At 63.9% G+C, this 18,297-nt stretch carries 21 protein-coding genes; 14 read left to right on the top strand and 7 right to left on the bottom strand.

Annotated features, from left to right (window positions below; genetic code table 11):
- The first annotated feature begins 63 nt into the window (after window positions 1-63).
- The 3 genes from ACQ5ID_RS01340 to rpmE all read left to right on the top strand — a co-directional run bounded on the left by ACQ5ID_RS01340 (window position 64) and on the right by rpmE (window position 2,638).
- A complete protein-coding gene (locus ACQ5ID_RS01340) occupies window positions 64-1,083 on the top strand; it encodes a hypothetical protein (RefSeq protein WP_429910678.1) in 1,020 nt (339 codons plus the stop codon).
- Window positions 1,084-1,086: 3 nt separating this feature from the next.
- Window positions 1,087-2,079 carry a peptidoglycan -binding protein gene (locus ACQ5ID_RS01335; protein WP_429910677.1) on the top strand — a complete coding sequence of 331 codons (993 nt, stop codon included), beginning with the start codon at window positions 1,087-1,089 and terminating at the stop codon, window positions 2,077-2,079.
- Between the two features lie 337 nt (window positions 2,080-2,416).
- Window positions 2,417-2,638 (top strand): 50S ribosomal protein L31, encoded by a 222-nt coding sequence (gene rpmE / locus ACQ5ID_RS01330; protein ID WP_036510101.1) that lies wholly within the window; start codon window positions 2,417-2,419, stop codon window positions 2,636-2,638.
- Window positions 2,639-3,070: 432 nt separating this feature from the next.
- Here the strand turns inward: rpmE and ACQ5ID_RS01325 are convergent, their stop codons facing one another.
- Both ACQ5ID_RS01325 and ACQ5ID_RS01320 read right to left on the bottom strand, forming a co-directional pair.
- The gene (locus ACQ5ID_RS01325; RefSeq protein WP_429910676.1) at window positions 3,071-3,616 is read right to left on the bottom strand and encodes a DUF1465 family protein; all 546 of its coding nucleotides are present in this window, start codon (window positions 3,614-3,616) and stop codon (window positions 3,071-3,073) included.
- A gap of 143 nt (window positions 3,617-3,759) precedes the next feature.
- Window positions 3,760-3,951, bottom strand: a complete 192-nt coding sequence (locus tag ACQ5ID_RS01320) for a DUF1192 domain-containing protein (protein WP_429910675.1) — start codon at window positions 3,949-3,951, stop codon at window positions 3,760-3,762.
- A gap of 124 nt (window positions 3,952-4,075) precedes the next feature.
- Here ACQ5ID_RS01320 and ACQ5ID_RS01315 point away from each other — a divergent pair, with 124 nt between their 5' ends.
- Window positions 4,076-5,062, top strand: a complete 987-nt coding sequence (locus ACQ5ID_RS01315) for an NAD(P)H-quinone oxidoreductase (protein WP_429910674.1) — start codon at window positions 4,076-4,078, stop codon at window positions 5,060-5,062.
- A gap of 191 nt (window positions 5,063-5,253) precedes the next feature.
- Complete coding sequence (locus ACQ5ID_RS01310; protein WP_429910673.1) at window positions 5,254-5,925, top strand: DUF1013 domain-containing protein; 672 nt, start codon at window positions 5,254-5,256, stop codon at window positions 5,923-5,925.
- Window positions 5,926-5,980: 55 nt separating this feature from the next.
- On the opposite strand, the gene ACQ5ID_RS01305 is transcribed toward ACQ5ID_RS01310, so the two are convergent.
- The 3 genes from ACQ5ID_RS01305 to ACQ5ID_RS01295 form a co-directional block, all read right to left on the bottom strand.
- Window positions 5,981-6,799 (bottom strand): SDR family NAD(P)-dependent oxidoreductase, encoded by an 819-nt coding sequence (locus ACQ5ID_RS01305; protein ID WP_429910672.1) that lies wholly within the window; start codon window positions 6,797-6,799, stop codon window positions 5,981-5,983.
- A 32-nt stretch (window positions 6,800-6,831) separates the two neighbouring features.
- Window positions 6,832-7,716 carry a tetratricopeptide repeat protein gene (locus ACQ5ID_RS01300; protein ID WP_429910671.1) on the bottom strand — a complete coding sequence of 295 codons (885 nt, stop codon included), beginning with the start codon at window positions 7,714-7,716 and terminating at the stop codon, window positions 6,832-6,834.
- Window positions 7,717-7,867: 151 nt separating this feature from the next.
- The gene (locus ACQ5ID_RS01295; RefSeq protein WP_429910670.1) at window positions 7,868-8,038 is read right to left on the bottom strand and encodes a YdcH family protein; all 171 of its coding nucleotides are present in this window, start codon (window positions 8,036-8,038) and stop codon (window positions 7,868-7,870) included.
- 97 nt (window positions 8,039-8,135) lie between these two features.
- On the opposite strand from ACQ5ID_RS01295, the gene ACQ5ID_RS01290 reads away from it, so the two are divergent.
- The 9 genes from ACQ5ID_RS01290 to ACQ5ID_RS01250 all read left to right on the top strand — a co-directional run bounded on the left by ACQ5ID_RS01290 (window position 8,136) and on the right by ACQ5ID_RS01250 (window position 16,570).
- Window positions 8,136-8,762, top strand: coding sequence for a UbiX family flavin prenyltransferase (locus ACQ5ID_RS01290; protein ID WP_429910669.1), 627 nt, complete (start codon window positions 8,136-8,138; stop codon window positions 8,760-8,762).
- Window positions 8,762-9,256: a TIGR02444 family protein gene (locus ACQ5ID_RS01285; RefSeq protein ID WP_429910668.1), complete on the top strand. Its 495-nt coding sequence runs from the start codon at window positions 8,762-8,764 to the stop codon at window positions 9,254-9,256. Before ACQ5ID_RS01290 ends, ACQ5ID_RS01285 begins: the two co-directional genes overlap by 1 nt.
- Window positions 9,257-9,379: 123 nt before the next feature.
- A complete protein-coding gene (locus ACQ5ID_RS01280; protein WP_429910667.1) occupies window positions 9,380-9,589 on the top strand; it encodes a YdcH family protein in 210 nt (69 codons plus the stop codon).
- 95 nt (window positions 9,590-9,684) lie between these two features.
- Window positions 9,685-11,757 carry a S9 family peptidase gene (locus tag ACQ5ID_RS01275; RefSeq protein WP_429910666.1) on the top strand — a complete coding sequence of 691 codons (2,073 nt, stop codon included), beginning with the start codon at window positions 9,685-9,687 and terminating at the stop codon, window positions 11,755-11,757.
- Between the two features lie 89 nt (window positions 11,758-11,846).
- Window positions 11,847-12,623, top strand: coding sequence for a glucose 1-dehydrogenase (locus tag ACQ5ID_RS01270; RefSeq protein ID WP_429910825.1), 777 nt, complete (start codon window positions 11,847-11,849; stop codon window positions 12,621-12,623).
- A 152-nt stretch (window positions 12,624-12,775) separates the two neighbouring features.
- Complete coding sequence (gene kynB / locus ACQ5ID_RS01265) at window positions 12,776-13,420, top strand: arylformamidase (RefSeq protein ID WP_429910665.1); 645 nt, start codon at window positions 12,776-12,778, stop codon at window positions 13,418-13,420.
- Window positions 13,420-14,625 carry an aminotransferase class V-fold PLP-dependent enzyme gene (locus ACQ5ID_RS01260; RefSeq protein WP_429910664.1) on the top strand — a complete coding sequence of 402 codons (1,206 nt, stop codon included), beginning with the start codon at window positions 13,420-13,422 and terminating at the stop codon, window positions 14,623-14,625. Before kynB ends, ACQ5ID_RS01260 begins: the two co-directional genes overlap by 1 nt.
- An 86-nt stretch (window positions 14,626-14,711) precedes the next feature.
- Window positions 14,712-15,791: an SMP-30/gluconolactonase/LRE family protein gene (locus ACQ5ID_RS01255; RefSeq protein WP_429910663.1), complete on the top strand. Its 1,080-nt coding sequence runs from the start codon at window positions 14,712-14,714 to the stop codon at window positions 15,789-15,791.
- Entirely contained in the window at window positions 15,788-16,570 is a 783-nt protein-coding gene (locus ACQ5ID_RS01250; protein ID WP_429910662.1) for an SDR family NAD(P)-dependent oxidoreductase, read from the top strand. The genes ACQ5ID_RS01255 and ACQ5ID_RS01250 overlap by 4 nt, the downstream gene beginning before the upstream one ends.
- A gap of 121 nt (window positions 16,571-16,691) precedes the next feature.
- Here ACQ5ID_RS01250 and ACQ5ID_RS01245 read toward each other — a convergent pair whose 3' ends face one another.
- Both ACQ5ID_RS01245 and ACQ5ID_RS01240 read right to left on the bottom strand, forming a co-directional pair.
- The gene (locus ACQ5ID_RS01245) at window positions 16,692-17,012 is read right to left on the bottom strand and encodes a 2Fe-2S iron-sulfur cluster-binding protein (RefSeq protein WP_429910661.1); all 321 of its coding nucleotides are present in this window, start codon (window positions 17,010-17,012) and stop codon (window positions 16,692-16,694) included.
- A 42-nt stretch (window positions 17,013-17,054) separates the two neighbouring features.
- On the bottom strand, window positions 17,055-18,281 hold the full coding sequence (locus ACQ5ID_RS01240; RefSeq protein WP_429910660.1) for an NAD(P)/FAD-dependent oxidoreductase: 1,227 nt from the start codon (window positions 18,279-18,281) through the stop codon (window positions 17,055-17,057).
- Window positions 18,282-18,297: the final 16 nt, after the last annotated feature.

Here is an 18,297-nt window from a genome sequence, read left to right as displayed (position 1 = left end):
GTCTCTGATGGTCAAACGGGTCATGCCTTGACCCCGTGCCGGAACAGAAGGGACAGCCCGCCTATGCCTTCACGCGACCTGCCTTTGCCGCCCGAAACCCCGCAGCCGCGCAAGGTGCGCTTTACCGGCCCCGGCCAGTATATCGTCTGGATGATGGTGTTCCTCGCCGTGGTGGCTGCGCTTGCCGCCTTTCTGCACGAGCCGCTGATTACCGCCTTCCAGGCCAATGCCGCGATCAATGGCGTGATCCTTGGCGTCTTGCTGATCGGCATTCTCTACACCTTCCAGCAGGCGCTCGCGATTGGCCCCAGTGCGCGCTGGCTGGTGAAATTGCGTGACAGCGCCCATCCCGACCAGCTGGGCAATCCGCCTGCGCTCATTGCGCCCATGGCCGCCCTCATCACCGATGCGGCGGACGGGCGCGCGCGCCTGTCGGCAGCCTCGGCCCGCGTGGTGCTGGATTCTGTCGCCGCGCGCATGGCCGAAAGCGGTGCCTTTACCCGCTATTTCGGCCGGCTTCTGATCTTCCTCGGCCTGCTTGGCACGTTTTACGGCCTGCTTCTGGTCGTTTCCGATGTGGGCGAGGCGGTGCGGGCGGTATCTGCCACCTCCACCGGCGCGGGCGAGGTGGAAGCGGCGCGGCTGATGGCGGCGATTGAAGACCCGATACAGGGCATGGGTACGGCCTTTGCCTCCTCGCTCTTTGGCCTCGCAGGTTCTCTCATCATCGGCTTTCTGGAATTGCAGGCGAGCCGGGCGCAGAACCGCTTCTATAACGAGATCGAGGAATGGCTGTCCTCCATCTCGCGCCTGTCTGCCGCCGGCCCGGTGGGCGCGGGCGAGGGCGATAGTTCCAGCGCCTATGTCGGCGCATTGCTGGAACAGACCGCAGACACCGTGGACCGGCTTGCCTCCACCATGGAGCGCCATTCGCGTCAGCTCGAGGTGACGCTCACCCGCTTTGCCGACGATGCGGCAGAAGCCAACCGGGAGGCCGCGCGGCTTCTCAGGGACGAGATCAAGGTGCTGGTGCGTGCGCTGGAAGCGCAGGCCCGGCTCAACCGCCGGGATGGAGAGCGGTAGGCCATGGCCATTGCGCGCCACCTCCAGCGTGACACCGATAACGGCGATTACTGGCCGGGTTTTGTCGATGCGCTGGCAACCCTGCTGCTGGTCATCGTCTTCCTGCTCGCCGTCTTCGTAACCGGTCAGTACGCGCTCTCCACCGCCCTGACGGGCCGGGACGAACAGCTGGCTGACCTCAATGCCCGCCTTGCCCAGATCGCCAATGAGCTGAACATGGCCGAGGCCGAGAACGCGGCGCTCACCTTGCGGGTCAGCACGCTGACGGCGGAAAATGAAAGCCTCACCGAGCAGCTTGCCAGCACCACCGCGCGCATTTCCGCGCTGGGCGAGCAGCTGGATGAAGCCGAAGAGCTCTCCGAGGAGGCGCAGCTTACCATCGCCATGCTGTCAGAGCAGATGGAGATATTGCGCATGGAGCTGGCGCGCCTCAACGCGGCGCTGGAAGCGTCCGAAGCGCGCGAAGCCGAGCTGGAAACGCAAGTGATCAATCTTGGCACGCGGCTCAATGCGGCGCTCGCCAGCGAGGTGGCCCGGCTGTCGCAATACCGCTCTGAATTCTTCGGGCGGCTGGTGGAAATACTCGGCAATCGCTCAGGCGTGCGCGTGGTGGGCGACCGCTTCGTGTTCGAGACCGATGTGCTGTTTGATAGCGCCTCGGCCGAGCTGTCGCCTGAGGGCCAGGAGGGTTTGCGTCCGATAGCCGCCGCTATAATCCAGCTCACCCGCGAAATTCCGGACGATATCGAATGGGTGATCCGTGTGGACGGCCATACGGACGTGCGTCCGCTGGGCCCGTCCGCGCAGTTCTCTTCCAACTGGGAGCTCTCCACCGCGCGCTCGCTCTCGGTCATCAACTGGCTGGTGGGCGAGGGCGTGCCGGCCAACCGGCTGATGGCGGCAGGGCTAGGCGAGCACTACCCCATCGCCACGGGCCGCACCGAGGCTGACCATGCCCGCAACCGGCGCATCGAGCTGAAGCTGGAAGCGCGGTAGCAGGCATGCTTCGAGACGCGCTTTGCGCTCCTCAGCATGAGGGAAAAGTGCAATCGCCCTCATCCTGAGGGCGAACGCAAGTGAGCGTCTCGAAGGACGAAGGCGGGTGCGGCAGGTTTCGTCACACTCCCATGACGATATCCACAGGATTCTGGTTCGGGCGGCGCGTTCTAAGTCCTTGTGGAAAAACGCACTGACTCTTGGCGGCCCCGATGGTCTTGCGCCGCAGGCGTTGCACGTATATACACCGCGGCTCATTTCTAGCAGACTTGTTCCGCTAAACCTTGAGGCCAAGGCCGGTCTGGGTGTGGCGGACGTTGAAGGCGGGAGCCGTCAGATGAAACAGGATATCCACCCCGACTATCACTTCATCGAAGTGGTGATGACGGACGGCAGCAAGTTCAAGACGCGGTCGACCTACGGCAAGGAAGGCGACCAGATCTCGCTGGATATCGATCCGCGCACGCACCCGGCCTGGACCGGCGGCACGCAGACGCTCGTTGACCGCGCTGGCCGCGTGTCGCGCTTTAAAGACAAGTTCAAAGGCTTCGGTGTCTAACCGCCCACCCCCCTCACCTGGGCGCGTGTCCCCTCGACACGGCCGGGGCCTTTAGAAGAACGCCCGTAGCTCCCCTCAGCTGCGGGCGTTTTTTCGTCTTTAGTTTGCGCAACGCATCCGCGTTGCGGTGTTCCGCGAAAAGTCGCGGGCGGCCGTTCGGCCTTGCAGGCCGCACAAAGCGGCGTGAAAAGCGCGACTGCGCGCCGGGTACTTTTGCCCGCAGCGACACCCGGAACCCAGCGCTTTTATGAATGACTGAGTTCCGACAAGCGGCTGCGCCGCTTCTGGAATGACGAAGGGGGGCTTGGGGTTCGAAGATCACCCCGGCGCGTAGCGCCGCAAGCGCGACCGCGCGCCCGCAGCGAAGCGAGGATAGCCAAGGCGGTGGATGCCGCCGCCGGCGCTTCAGGCATAAGAAAAGACCGCCCCTGCCTACCCCCGCCCGGCGAACGCGCTTTCCAGCGCGGACCATTGGCCCGCCAGCGGGTTTTCGCCCGGCGCGGCGCCGCCGGGGCCTTCGCGGAAAAGATTGTCATCCAGCCGCTTCAAACGCTCGTGCAGGTTCTGCGAGCGGGTGACAAGGTCGGACAGGCGCGGCGGGCAGGGATCATCGTCTGCGGGCCACATGCCGTCGCGCGGATGGGATTTGCCGCCCAGCCGGTATTTCTCGCTGGCAGCTTCAAAGGGCGTCATCTCGCCTTCATTCACTGCACGCTGGGTCAGGAGCCAGGAGGCAGACTGCATCAGCTGGGTGGTCAGCGTCATGGATTCCGCCGCATAGGCGAGCGCACCGGCGCGGCCAAGCCGCTTGGCGTCTTCCCGGCCCGGCCCGTCCAGATAGCTGGCGGTTTCCTCGACCAGGTCCATGCCTTCGCGGAACAGGCGGCGGAAATGCTCGGAGGCCGCAAAATCGGCCACCCGGACGGCCGCTTCGCTGACCATGTCGTTCCTGCCGGACTTGCCGGTTTCCGTTTCCATTACGCCGTCATCCCTCACGCAATTTGCCGCACCGTGTTACAGGCGCTGGCCTTGATACCCCTGAGCACCCGGCACCCATATCGGGACGCAGCATGCCTGTTAGACCCGTCTCCAAGCAAGGCCGGGGCCAGTTACCGAAAAAGTCAGGCCTTTTTGAAAAAGGCTTCCGCCGCTCCCAGCTTGTCCTGCTTGTGGTCGATCATCGCTTGTGCGCGCGCAATCTCGCCATTCAGCGTCTCGATACGCTCTTGCAGATCGGCGACGGACAGGGCGGAAATATCCTCCCCCGGTGTGATGACCGCTCGCCGGGTGACCGGCAGTTCATCGTCAAACATGGGCATCACCTCCCTGTTCTGGCGGCTGCGTCTCGACGGTTTGCGAGCGCCTGTCTTGCTGCACAATAGCGTAAACGGGCGCGCGATGCGCCCCCAAATTGCGCCATTACACGGATCAGTTTCCATGACCGCACCCTATACAACCCGCATTGTCACCGCCCCGCAGCCCGGTGGTCCGGACGCCCTGCGGCTGGAAGAGACCACGCTTGCCCCGCCCGGACGCGGCGAAATCCTGATCCAGGTGGCTGCGGCCGGGGTGAACCGGCCCGACGTGATCGAGCGCATGGGTTTTTACCCGCCACCACCCGGCGCACCCAAAGGGTTGGGGCTGGAGGTTTCCGGCACCGTGCTGGCGATTGGCGAGGGGGTGAGCGGGTTTGATATTGGCCAGAGCGTGTGCGCGCTGGTGGCGGGCGGCGGTTATGCCGATATCGCGCGCGCGCCTGCCGGCTCCGTCCTGCCTGTGCCGGAGGGCGTTGATCTGGTTGCTGCTGCGGGCCTGCCCGAAACCGTGCTTACCGTCTGGACCAATGTGTTCGAGGCGGGCGCCCTGAAAAGCGGTGAGCGCTTTCTGGTCCATGGCGGCTCCAGCGGTATCGGCACAACGGCAATCCAGATGGCCAAGGCGCACGGCGCTGTTGTCATGGCGACGGCGGGAACGCGGGACAAGTGTGAAACCTGCCGCTCGCTCGGCGCAGATCATGTCTTCAATTACCGCGAAGACGACTGGGCGGAGGGCGTGAAGGCCGCTGGCGGCGCGGACGTGATCCTGGACATGGTGGGCGGGGATTATGTGGCAAAGAACCTCGCCGTGCTGAACCGGTTCGGGCGCCTGGTGCAGATCGCTTTCCTCAAAGGTTCACGGGTGGAGATTGACCTGATGGGGCTGATGCTGAAACGCCAGACCATTACCGGATCGACCTTGCGTGCCCGCTCCAACGAAGAAAAGGCGGCCCTTGCCGCTGCCGTGCGCACCCATGTCTGGCCGTGGGTGGAGGCGGGCAGGGTGCGCCCGCTGATCGATTCCCGCTTTGCGCTGGCCGACGTGGCAAAGGCCCATGAACGCATGGATTCCATGGCCCATGCGGGCAAGATATTGCTGGTGCCATAGGCATGGCGCGCGCGCCGGGAATACCCCCTTTCAAGGCGCGCGCTCACACGCTATAAGCACGCCAAACCCCGTCATTGATAAAAGGTGTCATGGACACCAGCCTTGGCGGGTCGGATCGACCGAAACCCGGCGGACCGCGCCGGGTTTTCTATTGTCTCCGGCGCTCCCCCTAGACCAAGGAGTCTATTGCCATGTCCGACATTCTCATGCCCAAGGCGACAGCTGTCTGGCTCGTCGACAATACCAGCCTGTCTTTTGAGCAGATCGCCGATTTCTGTGGCCTGCACCGTCTTGAGGTGAAGGGCATCGCTGACGGGGACGTGGCGGCCGGCGTGCGCGGTGCTGATCCCATCGCGGGCGGGCAGCTGACCTCTGAAGAGATTTCCAAGGCCGAAGCCGACCCCAGCTACCGTATGCAGGCTACGCGCCCGAAATACGCTGATCTGCAGGAGACCGCGCGCAAGAAGGGGCCGCGCTATACGCCGCTCTCGCGCCGCCAGAACCGCCCGGATGCCATTGCCTGGCTGGTGCGCAATCACCCGGAGCTTACCGACGGCCAGATTTCCAAGCTGGTCGGCACCACCAAGACCACGATCGAGGCGGTGCGCGAGCGCACGCACTGGAACTCGGCCAATATCAAGCCGACCGATCCGGTATCGCTGGGGCTGTGCAGCCAGATCGATCTCGATGAGCAGGTGCGCAAGGCGTCCAAGCGCCGCAAGGAAATGGAAGATGCCGGCACGGTGAAGATCGAGGAAGACGTGCTCAAACCCGCCGAGGAAACCGCGCCTGCGGCCACCGGCCCGACCACGCTCGACGAGCTGTTCGGCAAGGCCCCTGCGAAGGACGAAGACGAGGATTGATGCTGAAACCCCGGAATGCGCAAAGCGCATATCCGGGGCCTTTTAAGAGTACACCCTAGTCCTCGTAATCCTCGCGCTTCATCACATAGTTGAGCGCGAGGCGGCCCCCATCGGCATAGATGCAGGTGCCGGTGATATAGCTGGATTCCTTGCAGGCCAGAAACCACGCGATAGAGGCGATCTCGTCCGGGTCGGCGATCCGGGCGAGCGGGGTACGCGACAGCACCGCGTCCATGGCGGCCTTGTCATCGTTTACGGCTTTTAGCATGTCGGTATTGACCGAGCCGGGGCCGATGGCGTTCACCCGGATACCATAGGGGGCCAGTGACAGGGCCATGGCCTTGGTCATCTGGCTCAGCGCGCCCTTCGAGGTGGAATAGGCCAGCTGGTCGGCAATCGACATCACGGCATTGATCGAACTCATATTGATGATGGCATACCGGCGCCGCGCATCATCGCCGCGCGTGTCATCCTCCTCGATCTGGCGGGTCATCTGGCGTGCGCAGGCGCGGGCCACCAGGAAGGCGCCGCGCAGATTGACGCCAATGACCTTGTCGAAATCGGCAAGCTCCAGCGAGAGTATGTCGCCCTTGGCGAGTATGGCGGCATTGTTGATGAGGATGTCGAGCTGGCCGAAGGCCGACAGGGTTTCGGCCATCAGATTGGCAACCGAGAGCTTGTCGGCGACATCGCAGCTGACGAAAAGCGCGCGGTTCTTGGCCGCTCCCAGATCGTTTGCCAGCGCCTCGCCCGCCTTCTTGTCAATGTCGGCGATGACGACGCGCACGCCCTCCTCTGCCAGGCGCCGGGCGCATGCCGCGCCAATTCCGTTGGCACCCCCGGTGACGATGGCAACGCGTTCTGAACCGGCCATGCGGCAAACTCCGTGTCAGATAAGGAAAGGCCCTAGTCGCCGGACGCGCCGCTCACGCGCGCATAATCATCAGCGATCGTGGAATTGTCCGGCTCCAGCTCGAACGCGCGGGCGAAGAGCGGATAGGCTTCTTCATGCTCCCCGATCTGTTCAAGCGCGGCGGCGAGGGAATGAATGATGGCACCGGAATCGGGTTCGGCTTCGACCGCAGCGTAGCAGATATCCATGCCTTCGCTGGCCCGCTCCGCCTTCACCAGCGCCCAGCACAAGGCGTTCAGCGAAGATCCGTCATCGGGCGCGATGGCCACCGCTTCGCGCCCGTCCTCGACCGCGCGGTCCATCAGATCAAGCTCTATAAAGGCGGCCGAACGGCCAATCCAGCCGCCGGGTGAGTTGGGGGCCAGGCGGATCGCATTATCATAGGCGGCGATGGCTTCGGTACCGCGATCCAGCTCCATATAGACCCCGCCCAGAAGGATATGGACGAAATCATCCTGCGGCATGCCGCGCTCTGCGATCAGCAGGTCGGCCAGCGCTTCCTCTGTGCGATCAAGCTGGAACAGCGCGACCGCGCGGTTGCGCCGCACGATGGGGATATCGGTATTGCCGCCATTATCGCGCAATAAAGCAATCACCTGATTATAGGTGAAAAGCGCGGCCTCGCTTTCGCCGAGTGCCAGCTGGCTGGCACCCAGGCGCACGCGTAGTTCGGCCTCTGTCTGCCAAGGGTGCAGGCGCGCGGACAGGCAGGCGCGAAGCGCGGCAACGGCGTCTTCGGCATTCCCGGCCGCCATGGCCTCGCTGGCTTCAGGGCAGGCTGCTGCACTTTGCGGGTTGCCGCCAGAAGGCTGCGCGAAGGCCGGAGCTGCCAGGCAGCTCAGCGCCAGCAGGACGAGCGCACGGGAAAGAGTCAGCATGGATGGCCTTCTACAGCAGGTTCGGGTGCATGACCTGCGCATGATAGGCACGCGAGCGCGGCCCGGTCCATCCGGGCGGGCAGGAAATGCAAAAGGGCGGACTGATATCAGCCCGCCCTTCATCATGTGTGGTGAATTGCCGCAAAAAGCGTCAATGTCGGCGCCGGAGGGTTTCAATTTCCTCCTTGAGGCGCAATTTCTGTCGTTTGAGCTCTGCTAGGTGCAGCGTATCTGCCGAAGGGTGCTTGAGTTCTCGCTCAATGCGGCTTTCCAGTTGCGTGTGACGTTGGTCAAGCTCACGGATACGCGCTTCAGCTGGCATGTGTAGCCTCCTTCGCTGGATCAAGGACTGGAAGTGAAACATCAAACACCCCTTCCTATCAATGGTGAAAACTGTCCGTGTCGCGGAAGGGTTTCCCATGTCTGAAGCCAAGTCCTTGCCATCGCGCATGATTGTCGGACTGTCAGGCGCGTCCGGCGTCGTCTACGGCATGCGGGCGTTGCAGGCTCTGCGCGATCTGGGCATCGAATCCCATGTCGTGGCCAGCAAGGCTGCCGAGATGACGCTGGGCTATGAGATGGGGCTGAAAGCCGCTGACATCCACGCGCGCGCCGATCATGTCTACGCCTTTCCCGATATCGGCGCGCCGATAGCCTCCGGCTCCTTCCAGACGCTTGGCATGCTCATCGCGCCCTGCTCGGTCAGGACGATGAGCGAGATCGCAACCGGCGTGACCTCCAGCCTGCTGACGCGCGCCGCTGATGTGGTGCTGAAAGAGCGCCGCCGCCTCGTGCTGATGGTGCGCGAGACGCCTTTTCATCTCGGTCATCTGCGCACCATGACGCAGCTGACCGAGATGGGCGCGGTCATCATGCCGCCTCTGCCAGCCTTCTATGCAAAGCCTGAAACCCTTGATGACATGGTGGACCAGTCCGTGGGCCGGGCGCTGGACCTGTTCGGTCTTGACTGGACGCCGACCCGGCGCTGGGGCGAGGACATCAGGGAAGGCAAACGGCCCGGCGCAGCCCGCAAGGGCAAGGCGTGATGCAAACCGCGCACGGGCAAAGCCTGTGGGATTTTTCCGTCGCGCTTTATGACCATGAGCCGGTGAAGCGCTCCGCACTGGCGCTGCAGGATGCGGGGCTGGACGTGAATATCGCCTTCTGGATTGTCTGGAGCACCGGGCAGGGGCGTGATCCGCTGCCCGCGCTTGAGGATGCAATACGCCTCGCCGGTGACTGGCATGCATTGGCGGTTGGCCCCTTGCGCGGTGTGCGTGAGCGGCTGAAAGCCCCGCCTGCGCCGGTCCCGCTGGAGGCTGCGCACGCTTTGCGCCAATCGGTCCTCGGCGCAGAGCTGGCTGCAGAACACATCGCCCAGACCATGCTGCAGACGCTCGATACGCCCGTCCTTCCCGGCGCTGCGCACTGGCCGGATGCGGCGGCCGCCGCGCTGGACGGGTATCGCGCCCGCTGTTCGCCCGGCGCGCCGGTCACGCGCTTCAAAGAAGCCGTTTTCTCCGCGCTCGAAAAAGGGTAATGTGCGCTTCCCGTGGCTTGCTGGCCATCGCGGACGCAACACGGGTCATGTCCACGCATTTGCAATCTGAGCCGGCCCGGCCGGGCGGGCAGGTTGCACTTCAAACAGGTGAATTGACTGGGAATGTTCGGTGATCTGGATGATGATGCGCTGGTGGCCAAGCTGGCAGAGCTGCGCCGCGAGCACCGTGTGCTGGATGCGGAAGTGCGCGCCGCGCAGGAATGCGGCGTGGTCGACCAGCTCAAGCTGGTGCGCCTGAAACGGCGCAAGCTGATGCTCAAGGACATGATCTTCGCCATCGAAGACCAGCTCAATCCCGACATTATCGCCTGACGCATTTTGCGCCCTGGTGCGGCCTGAAGCTCGACGTGAGGGCTCTGCCGCTTTAGCTTTCCATGCAATGACAAGATTGCAGGGAGGCTAACCCGATGACATTTCGCATGAGACACCGCCTGATGGCCGCCGTTCTGGCTGGTGCTGCCATGGCTGTGCCGGCCGTAGCCGCACCGGCTCTGGCGCAGGAGCAGGCCGAGGCCAGAAGTGTTTCGATCAATGATCTGTTCCAGCTGCGTCAGGCAGGCCAGGTGATGATTGCGCCTGAAGGCGGCACAGTGGTGTTCACGGTCTCGGTTCCGCGCGATATCCGTACCGGCGAAAGCGATGGCGCGCCGTCCTCTCACCTCTACGCCGTTGACAGGCCGGGCGCGGCACGCGCCCTCGTTGCCGGTGAAGATACGGTAAGCGGGGTGGCAATGCATCCCGATGGCGAGAGCGTCACCTTTCTGGCCCGCCGCGAGGGCGATGAACGCCCCGCGCTCTACCGGGTAGCGCTGTCGGGCGGTGAGCCGGAGCGGCTTTACCACCCCGATACCGGCATGCAGGGCTATCTCCTGTCTGCGGACGCAAGCTCGATCTATTTCATCGGCCGTGACCCGGACCAGCCTGACCACAGCGAACTGCGCGAGCGCGGCTTCCGGGCCAATATCTATGAGGAAAACCAGCCATTTTCCCATGTCTGGCGGGCCGGACTGGGTGACAATGAAAGCGCCGCAGAGCGGCTGGACCTGACCGGCCATGCCTCTGCCATTCAGCTGAGCGCGGACGGATCAGTCCTGGCGGTGAGACTGGCGCCGACGCCGTCTGTGGACGATTCCATGATGGAGCAGCGCTGGAGCTTTGCAGACACCGCAACCGGCGATGTCATCAGCACGATTGAAACGCCCGGTAAGATCGATCTCGGCCGTTTCTCCCCCGATGGTTCGCAGTATGCTTTCCTGGCCGCGATCAACCGGTCAGATTCAATCGCTGGCACCATTCATGTCGCTGACGTGCAGACTGGCGAGTACATCCAGATTGCGCCCGATGCCGAACAGCATATCCGCACCTTTGAATGGCGGGGCGGGCAGATTTTCGCGCTCGCCCATGTGCGTCAGGACAGCGCCTGGGTGACCTATACGCCCGAGGGCGAGGAAGTCTCACGCGAAGCCCATGGCGGCTATGTGGCCCACTCGCTAAGCCTTGATGCCTCAGGCGAAACGGTCGCCTTCGTGGCTGACAGCCCGGCTCATCCGCGTGATGTGTACGTGGCCAGCCCGGGCGAGGCCCCGGTGCGCTGGGCTGACCTCAATCCTTGGCTGGCAAATCGCACGCTCGGCGAGCAGCGCGTGGTGCGCTGGACGGCGCGCGACGGGGTCGAGGTGGAAGGCGTGCTCATCACCCCGCAGGGCGAGCGCCCTGAAAATGGCTGGCCGATGATCGCGGTCGTCCATGGCGGACCGGAAGCCCACGACCATAATGGCTGGCTGACCGGTTATTCGCGGCCCGGCCAGATTGGTGCGGGCGAAGGCTTTGCCGTTTTCTACCCCAATTATCGCGGCTCCACCGGGCGCGGCTTTGCCTTTATCGAGCTGGATCATCTCAACCCTCCCGGCGAGGAGTTCGAGGACATTGTTGATGGCGTCGGACATCTCGCCAATCAGGGCGTGATCGATCCGGCCCGCGTCGGCATTACCGGCGGCTCCTATGGCGGGTTTGCCTCCGCCTGGGGCGCAACCGTCGCCAGCGAGCATTTCGCGGCCTCGGTTCCGTTCGTGGCGCTGACCGATCTGGTGTCCTTCATGGGCAATACTGACATCCCGGTCGAGATGGTCGATGTCCATTTCATCCATTATCCGTGGGAGAACTGGGAGTGGTATTTCCGGCATTCCCCGATCATGCATGCGCACGGCTCGACCACGCCGACACTGGTCATGCATGGCGAGGTGGATACCCGCGTCGCGCCCTCGCAAGGCTATATCCTCTACCGCTATCTCAAGCTGGCCGGTGAAGCGCCTGTGCGTCTTGTCACCTATCCGGGCGAGGGCCATGGCCTGCGCAACGCAGCGGCCCAGTTTGACTATGCCCACCGGCTGATGGGCTGGATGCGCCATTATCTTCAAGGACCGGGCGGGGAAATCCCCTCCTCGGAACTCGACTACGACGCGCTTCTGGCTGCCGACTAGGCAAGAGAGGCGGCCCATATACCGCCACCGCTCGTCCATGGACGGGCGGTGGCGGGCATTTTTCAGACAATCAACAAGGGGACCGGATGATGACCGAGACGGATTTGCGCGTGGACGGCAAGGTGGCGCTGATTGCCGGGGCCAGCCGCGGGATTGGTGAGGCAGCGGCCAAGCGTCTGGCCCGCAATGGCGCCATCGTGATCGCGGCCAGCCGCAAGATTGAAGACTGCGAGCGCGTCGCCTCTGAAATCCGTGAAGCCGGCGGCAAGGCCCGCGCCATGACCCTGCATCTGGGCAGCGCGCAGGACCGTGATGCGGCGCTGGAAGCGATCCGCAAGGAAGAAGGCCGGCTGGACATTCTGGTCAATAACGGCGCGACCAGCCCGTATTTCGGCCCCGTGGAAGACACGCCTGAAGACGCGTTCGACAAGACGTTCGAGGTCAATGTGAAGGGGCCGTTCTTCCTCTCCACCGGCGCGATCCACATGATGAAGGAGACAGGCGGCGGCTCTATCGTCAATGTCGCTTCGGTCAATGGTTTGCGCCCCGGCTTTTTCCAGGGCGTGTATTCCATCACCAAGGCGTCCGTGATTTCGATGACGCAGGTGCTGGCGCAGGAGGCGGGCGGCCACAATATCCGCGTCAACGCGCTCTGCCCGGGCCTCACCGAGACCAAGCTGGCCAGCGCCCTTACCTCCAATCCCGGCCTTGATGACATGATGAAGCGCAATTTCTCGCTCCAGCGTATCGGCCAGCCTGAAGACATGGCCTCGGCCATCCACTTCCTCGCCAGCGATGCCTCCAGCTATATGACCGGCCAGTGCCTCATCATCGATGGCGGCATCATGGGCCGGGGGCCGCTATAGGCTGCTGACAGTTTCTCCCCCGTTTACGGGGGGAGTGGCCCGAAGGGCCGAGGGGGGGGGATAGTTCAAATAGTTTCCCCCCTCCGTCAGCTTCGCTGACACCTCCCCCGTAAACGGGGGAGGAAACACGGAACCGCAGGGCGCGTGAGACCATGACCCGCATCATCGACATCTCTCCTGTCATCCACCCCGGCCTGCCGGTCTGGCCGGGTGATACGCCGGTTCAGTTCCAGCGTACCTGGGACATGGGTAACGGCTCGCCGGTCAACGTTTCGAAGCTGACCATCTCCACTCATACCGGCGCGCATGCGGACGCCCCGCTGCATTATGATGCGAAGGGCCAGGACGCCGCCGCGATGGCACTTGATGTGTTCATCGGGCCTTGCGTGGTGATCCATTGCCTTGATGCGGGTGAGCGAGTGAGCGCAGAGGCACTGGCCGCACGGCTGGAGGCGGTCTGCGGTGATGATGTGCCTGCGCGCGTGCTGATCCGCACCTGCCACGTGGCGGCTCAAGATGCGTGGGACAGTGATTTCACGGCCATGGCACCAGAAGCCATCGATCTTCTCCATGCGCGCGGCGTGCGTCTGATCGGCATTGATACGCCCTCGGTGGACCCTGAAACCTCCAAGACCATGGATGCCCACAAGCGCGTGGCTGCGCACGATATGCGCATTCTTGAGGGGTTGGTGCTGGATGATGTGGCCGAAGGCCCTTACGAGCTGATAGCCCTGCCGCTAAAGCTTGCCGGGCTGGATGCTGCGCCGGTGCGCGCGGCTTTGAGGGAATTGAGCTGATGCAATTTGATGATGCGCGCGCGCTGGACCGCGATGATCCGTTTGCCGATACGGCAAACCTGTTCGATCTGCCGCAGGGCGTGATCTATCTCGATGGCAATTCGCTGGGTCCGCCCCCGCGCCCGGCGCTCGATGCGCTCGCAAAAGCGGCGCAGATGGAGTGGGGCCATGATCTCATCGCCTCGTGGAACAGCGCTGACTGGATGGGCCTGCCCTTGCGCACCGGTGCGCGCATTGCCCGCCTGATCGGCGTTGACGAGACAAGCGTGATCGCGGGCGATTCCGTCTCGGTCAATCTCTTCAAGCTGGCCGCCGGTCTCGTTATGGGCGGCGGGCGCGGCGTGGCGGTGGAGACAGGCGATTTCCCGACCGATGGTTATGTCATGGAGGGGCTGTCGCGCCTCTCCGGCACGCCTTTCACCCTCATCGAGCCGGGCGCGGGCGTTGCTGGCCTGCCCGATGGCGTGGATGTGCTGGTCAGGAGCGCTGTGCACTACAAGACGGCCGCCAAGGTGGATATCGCGGCGGAGGAGCGCGCCGCTGCCCGGTTCGGCAAGACGATCATCTGGGACCTGTCGCACGCGGCGGGGCTTGTGGATCTGCAGCTCGAACGCGACGGCGCGAAATACGCGGCGGGTTGCGGCTATAAGTATCTGAACGGAGGCCCTGGCGCGCCCGCCTTCGTCTACTGCCACCGCGATGTGGTGGAGAGCTTCGCCCAGCCGCTATCGGGCTGGATGGGTCATGCCACACCGTTCGCGTTCAAGGATGGCTACAAGCCTGCCGCAGGCGTTTCCCGCTTCGGTGCCGGCACACCCGCCATCCTCTCCATGAGCGCGCTCCACGGGGCGCTGAGCGCCTTTGAGGGCCTGGACATGGCTAAGGTGGAGGCCAAGGCCCGCGCGCTGGGCGACACCTTCCTGGCTGCCATCGCGCCGCTGGGGCTGGAAACGATCTCGCCGCCATCGGCGCAGCGGGCAGGACATGTCAGCCTGGTCCATGAAGATGGCTATGCGATTGTGCAGGCGATGATCGCTGAAGGCGTGATCGGGGATTTCCGTGAACCGGACGTGATGCGCTTCGGCTTCGCGCCGCTCTACCTTACCCATGCGCAGGTCTTCCGCGCCGGGCAGATCATGGTGGAGATCGTCCAGTCTGGGCGCTTTTCCGAGCCGCGTTTTGGCAAGCGCAATGCGGTGACCTGAGGCGGACCGGCATGGCTCAGCCCTTGCCAAGCTTGGGCCTTCAAGGGAAGCTGACGGGATAAGTTTGGGCGCTTAAGGGGGCGATGATGGCGTGGATTATCCGGCTGGTGGCGGTTCTGTTCGGCCTGTTCGGGCTTGCCATATTGCTTCTGTTCGGGCCGGGCTCGCTTGATGCGCGCTATTTCAACCCTGTGCCGCCAGACCCTGAGCTGGAGGCCCTGTTTGCCAACCCTGTCGAGCCTGTCCTGACCGAGGAGGGCCTGTACGGGGCAGAAGATCTTGAGCCGGGTCCGGACGGGCGGCTCTATACCGGGCTTGCCGATGGCCGCATCATGGCACGCGCGCCTGAAGGCGGCTGGGAGGAGGTTGCCCATACGGGCGGGCGTCCGCTGGGCCTTGCCTTTTCGCCTGACGGGGTTTTGCACGTGGCCGATGCGCTGGCCGGCCTTATCCGCCTTGATGAGGATGGGTGGACGGTTATCGATGAACCCGGTGAGTTTCCCGCGCTCGTCTTCACCGACGATCTGACCATTCTCGAAGATGGCACCATCATCCTCACAGACGCGTCTGGCCGCTACGGCTATGGCGAATACATGGAGAGCTTCTGGGAGGGCGAGCGTACCGCGCGCATCCTAGCCTACACGCCCGATGGCACGCGCCGCGTGCTCGCCGATGATCTCGCCTTTGCCAATGGCGTGGCGCACGACCCGCAATCAGGCGATGTGTTCATCAATGAAACCTGGGCCGCCCAGGTGCATGTGCTTGATCCTGTTACCGGAAATCTGCGCATCCTGATCGATGGCCTGCCGGGCTATCCGGACAATATTCACTGGGATGAGGAGGAGCAGCTGCTCTGGATCGCCATGCCCTCCCGGCGCAGCGAGCTGATGGAGTTCTTCCATCCGCGCCCCCTGCTCAAGCGTCTCATGCGCCGCTTTGCCGACGTGTTTGGCGAGCCGGAACTGCCCGCTCGCCCGGTCATGGGGCTGGCCGTCAATCGCCTCGGTGAGCCGGTGCGCGTGCTCTACGGGCCGACGCGTGAGGGTGAGCTGGGCGCGACCACCGTGGTGCCCTGGCAGGGGCAGATATGGACGGGCGGCCTCGACCGGCCCACGGTTGACGCCTTCCCTGTGCCGCCGCGTCTGGATGAGACATCAGCTGAATGACACGCATCCTGATTACCGGCGGGTCCAGCGGGATCGGGTTGGCGCTGACGAGGCGCGCGCTCGCACGAGGCTGGAAAGTATCGTGGATCAGCCTCGATCCGGCCGAGATCAGCGCCGCGCAGGACGCGCTAAAAGCCGATTATCCGGATACGGACATTGATGCGCTGTGCGTGGACCTGACCGAAGCCGATGCCATTGGCCGGATCACCCGATGGGTGAAGAAGACGGCCGCGCCGGACATTCTGGTCAATAATGCCGGGATCGGCTTTTTCGGCGCATCGGCGCAGCTCGACCCGGCGCGCGAACAGGCGATGATTGCGCTCAACATCTCTGCCTTGCACGCCATGACACGCGCCTTCATTCCTCTGATGGAGAAGAAGGGCGGGACCATCGCCAATATCGCCTCCAACTCGGCTTTCCAGCCCGTGCCCTTCATGGCGGTTTATGCGGCGACCAAGGCGTTTGTGCGCCATTACTCGCTGGCGCTGGACCGTGAGCTGACAGAGGCCGGGTCCAATGTCCGGGTAATGACGGTCTGCCCGGCAGCGGTAAAGGACACACCCTTCAAGGGCGCGGCCGGCATGGAGGGGCTTCGCACCTTTGACAGCTTCACCTCCACCACAGCCGATGAGGTGGCGCGCGACGTGATGCGCGGGCTGGACGGACGCAAGCGCTTTGTGGTGTCCGGCGTGAAAATGCGCGCGGTCTACATACTCACCAAGCTCGCCCCGGCAGGGCTGGTGCAGGCCATTGTCCGGCGCGAGGTGGAGCGGGTCTAGAGGAAGCACTGCCCGGGCCCTCGTCCTTCGAGACGCTCGCTAACGCTCGCCCTCAGGATGAGGGCCGCCAAACTCCCTCATGCTGAGGAGGCCTGAAGGGCCGTCTCGAAGCACGAGGGAGCTAACCCTGCTGTTCGGGCAGGCGCACGACAAGGCCGTCCAGCTCGTCGCTGACCTTGATCTGGCAGGAGAGGCGCGAGGTCGCTTCCACGTCGGAGGCGAAATCCAGCATGGACTGCTCCATGGAGGAGCGCTCGCCGGTTTTATCTTCCCAGGCCGTATCAACATAGACATGGCAGGTCGCGCACGCGCACGCCCCGCCGCAATCGGCATCGATGCCGGGCACCATGTTGCGGATGGCAGTCTCCATCACGGTCAGCCCGTTGACGGCCTCGACAGTGTGCTCGGTGCCGTCATGCTCGATGAAGGTGATTTTCGTCATGTCATGTCCTGGAAGTGTTCGATTGCGTGTCTGCAGCGTTATCTAGGCGAGAAGGTCGCGCATCGCCACATCTAGATTGCGCAAGGCGTCGGCATCGACCGGCTTGCCGCTGCGGATCAGCTTTTGCGCCGCCATGTATTCGGGCGCTGAATTGATGGCCTCGCACGCAATGATGCGGCCCTCTTTCAGGTGGAAGACGGCAAAATTGCCCATTTCCGGATCGCCGCGCCGCACGATGGAATCCCCACCGTCGATCAGGCCCGCGATCTGCAGTTTCAGCTCGTACTGATCTGACCAGAACCACGGCACAGGGTCATAGCGTACATCCTCGCCTGTAATGGCGGCGGCCACGGCCTTGCCCTGTTCAATGGCATTTTGCACCGATTCCAGCCGGATCGAGCGGCCATAAAGGGCTGAATGGAAGCGGGCCACATCACCGCAGGCATAGATGAACCGGTCACTCGTCCGGCAGGCGGTATCGACCAGAATGCCGTCCTCGCAGTCCAGCCCCGCCGCCTCGGCCAGCCCCGTATTGAGCGCCAGGCCAGCGGCCAGCAACACGCTGTCAGCGGCAACTTCCTCGCCATCGCCAAGCACGACGCCGCCAGCCCGCCCATTCTTTTCAAGGATGGAGGCGACCGGCGTGCTGACGCGCAGATCAACGCCATAGCCGCGATGGATGGCGCCAAACCAGCCGCCCAGAATGGGGCTGGCCGTGCGCGCCATGGGCCGCTCAGCCGCTTCCAGCACCGTCACCTTCAGGCCGCGCTTACGCGCCGATGCCGCCACTTCCAGCCCGATATAGCCCGCCCCGATCACGGCCAGCGATTTGGCGTCATTCAGCGCGGCGGACAGATGGTCGGCCTCACCCAGATTGCGCAGCAATTGCACGCCGGGCAGGTTCGCGCCCGGAATCGGCGGAATGCGCGCCTCGCCGCCCGTGGCGATGACGCAATGCTCAAAGCCGATGCGCTGGCCATCGGCCAGCACGGCTTCGCGCGCATCCCGGTCAATCGCGGTGACACTGGCATTTGTCAGGCAGGTAATGTCCGACGCCGGATAGAAGGCTTCAGGTTTCAGCCACAGGCGCTCCACCGGCATCTCGCCCGACAGATAGCCCTTGGACAGGGGCGGGCGCTGATAGGGCAGGTGCGGCTCTGCCCCGATCAGGGTCACCGGGCCGTCATACTTGCGCCGGCGTAGTTCCGCCGCGCAGGACAGGCCCGCCTGACCCGCTCCGATGATCACCGTTCCAGCGTTTGTGCTCATGCCTGCTTTCTTGGCC

The sequence above is a fragment of the Glycocaulis sp. genome, from assembly GCF_050485565.1.
Classification (GTDB): domain Bacteria; phylum Pseudomonadota; class Alphaproteobacteria; order Caulobacterales; family Maricaulaceae; genus Glycocaulis.
Note: the sequence above shows the minus strand (reverse complement) of the source record. Positions and strands in the feature narration are given on the sequence as shown.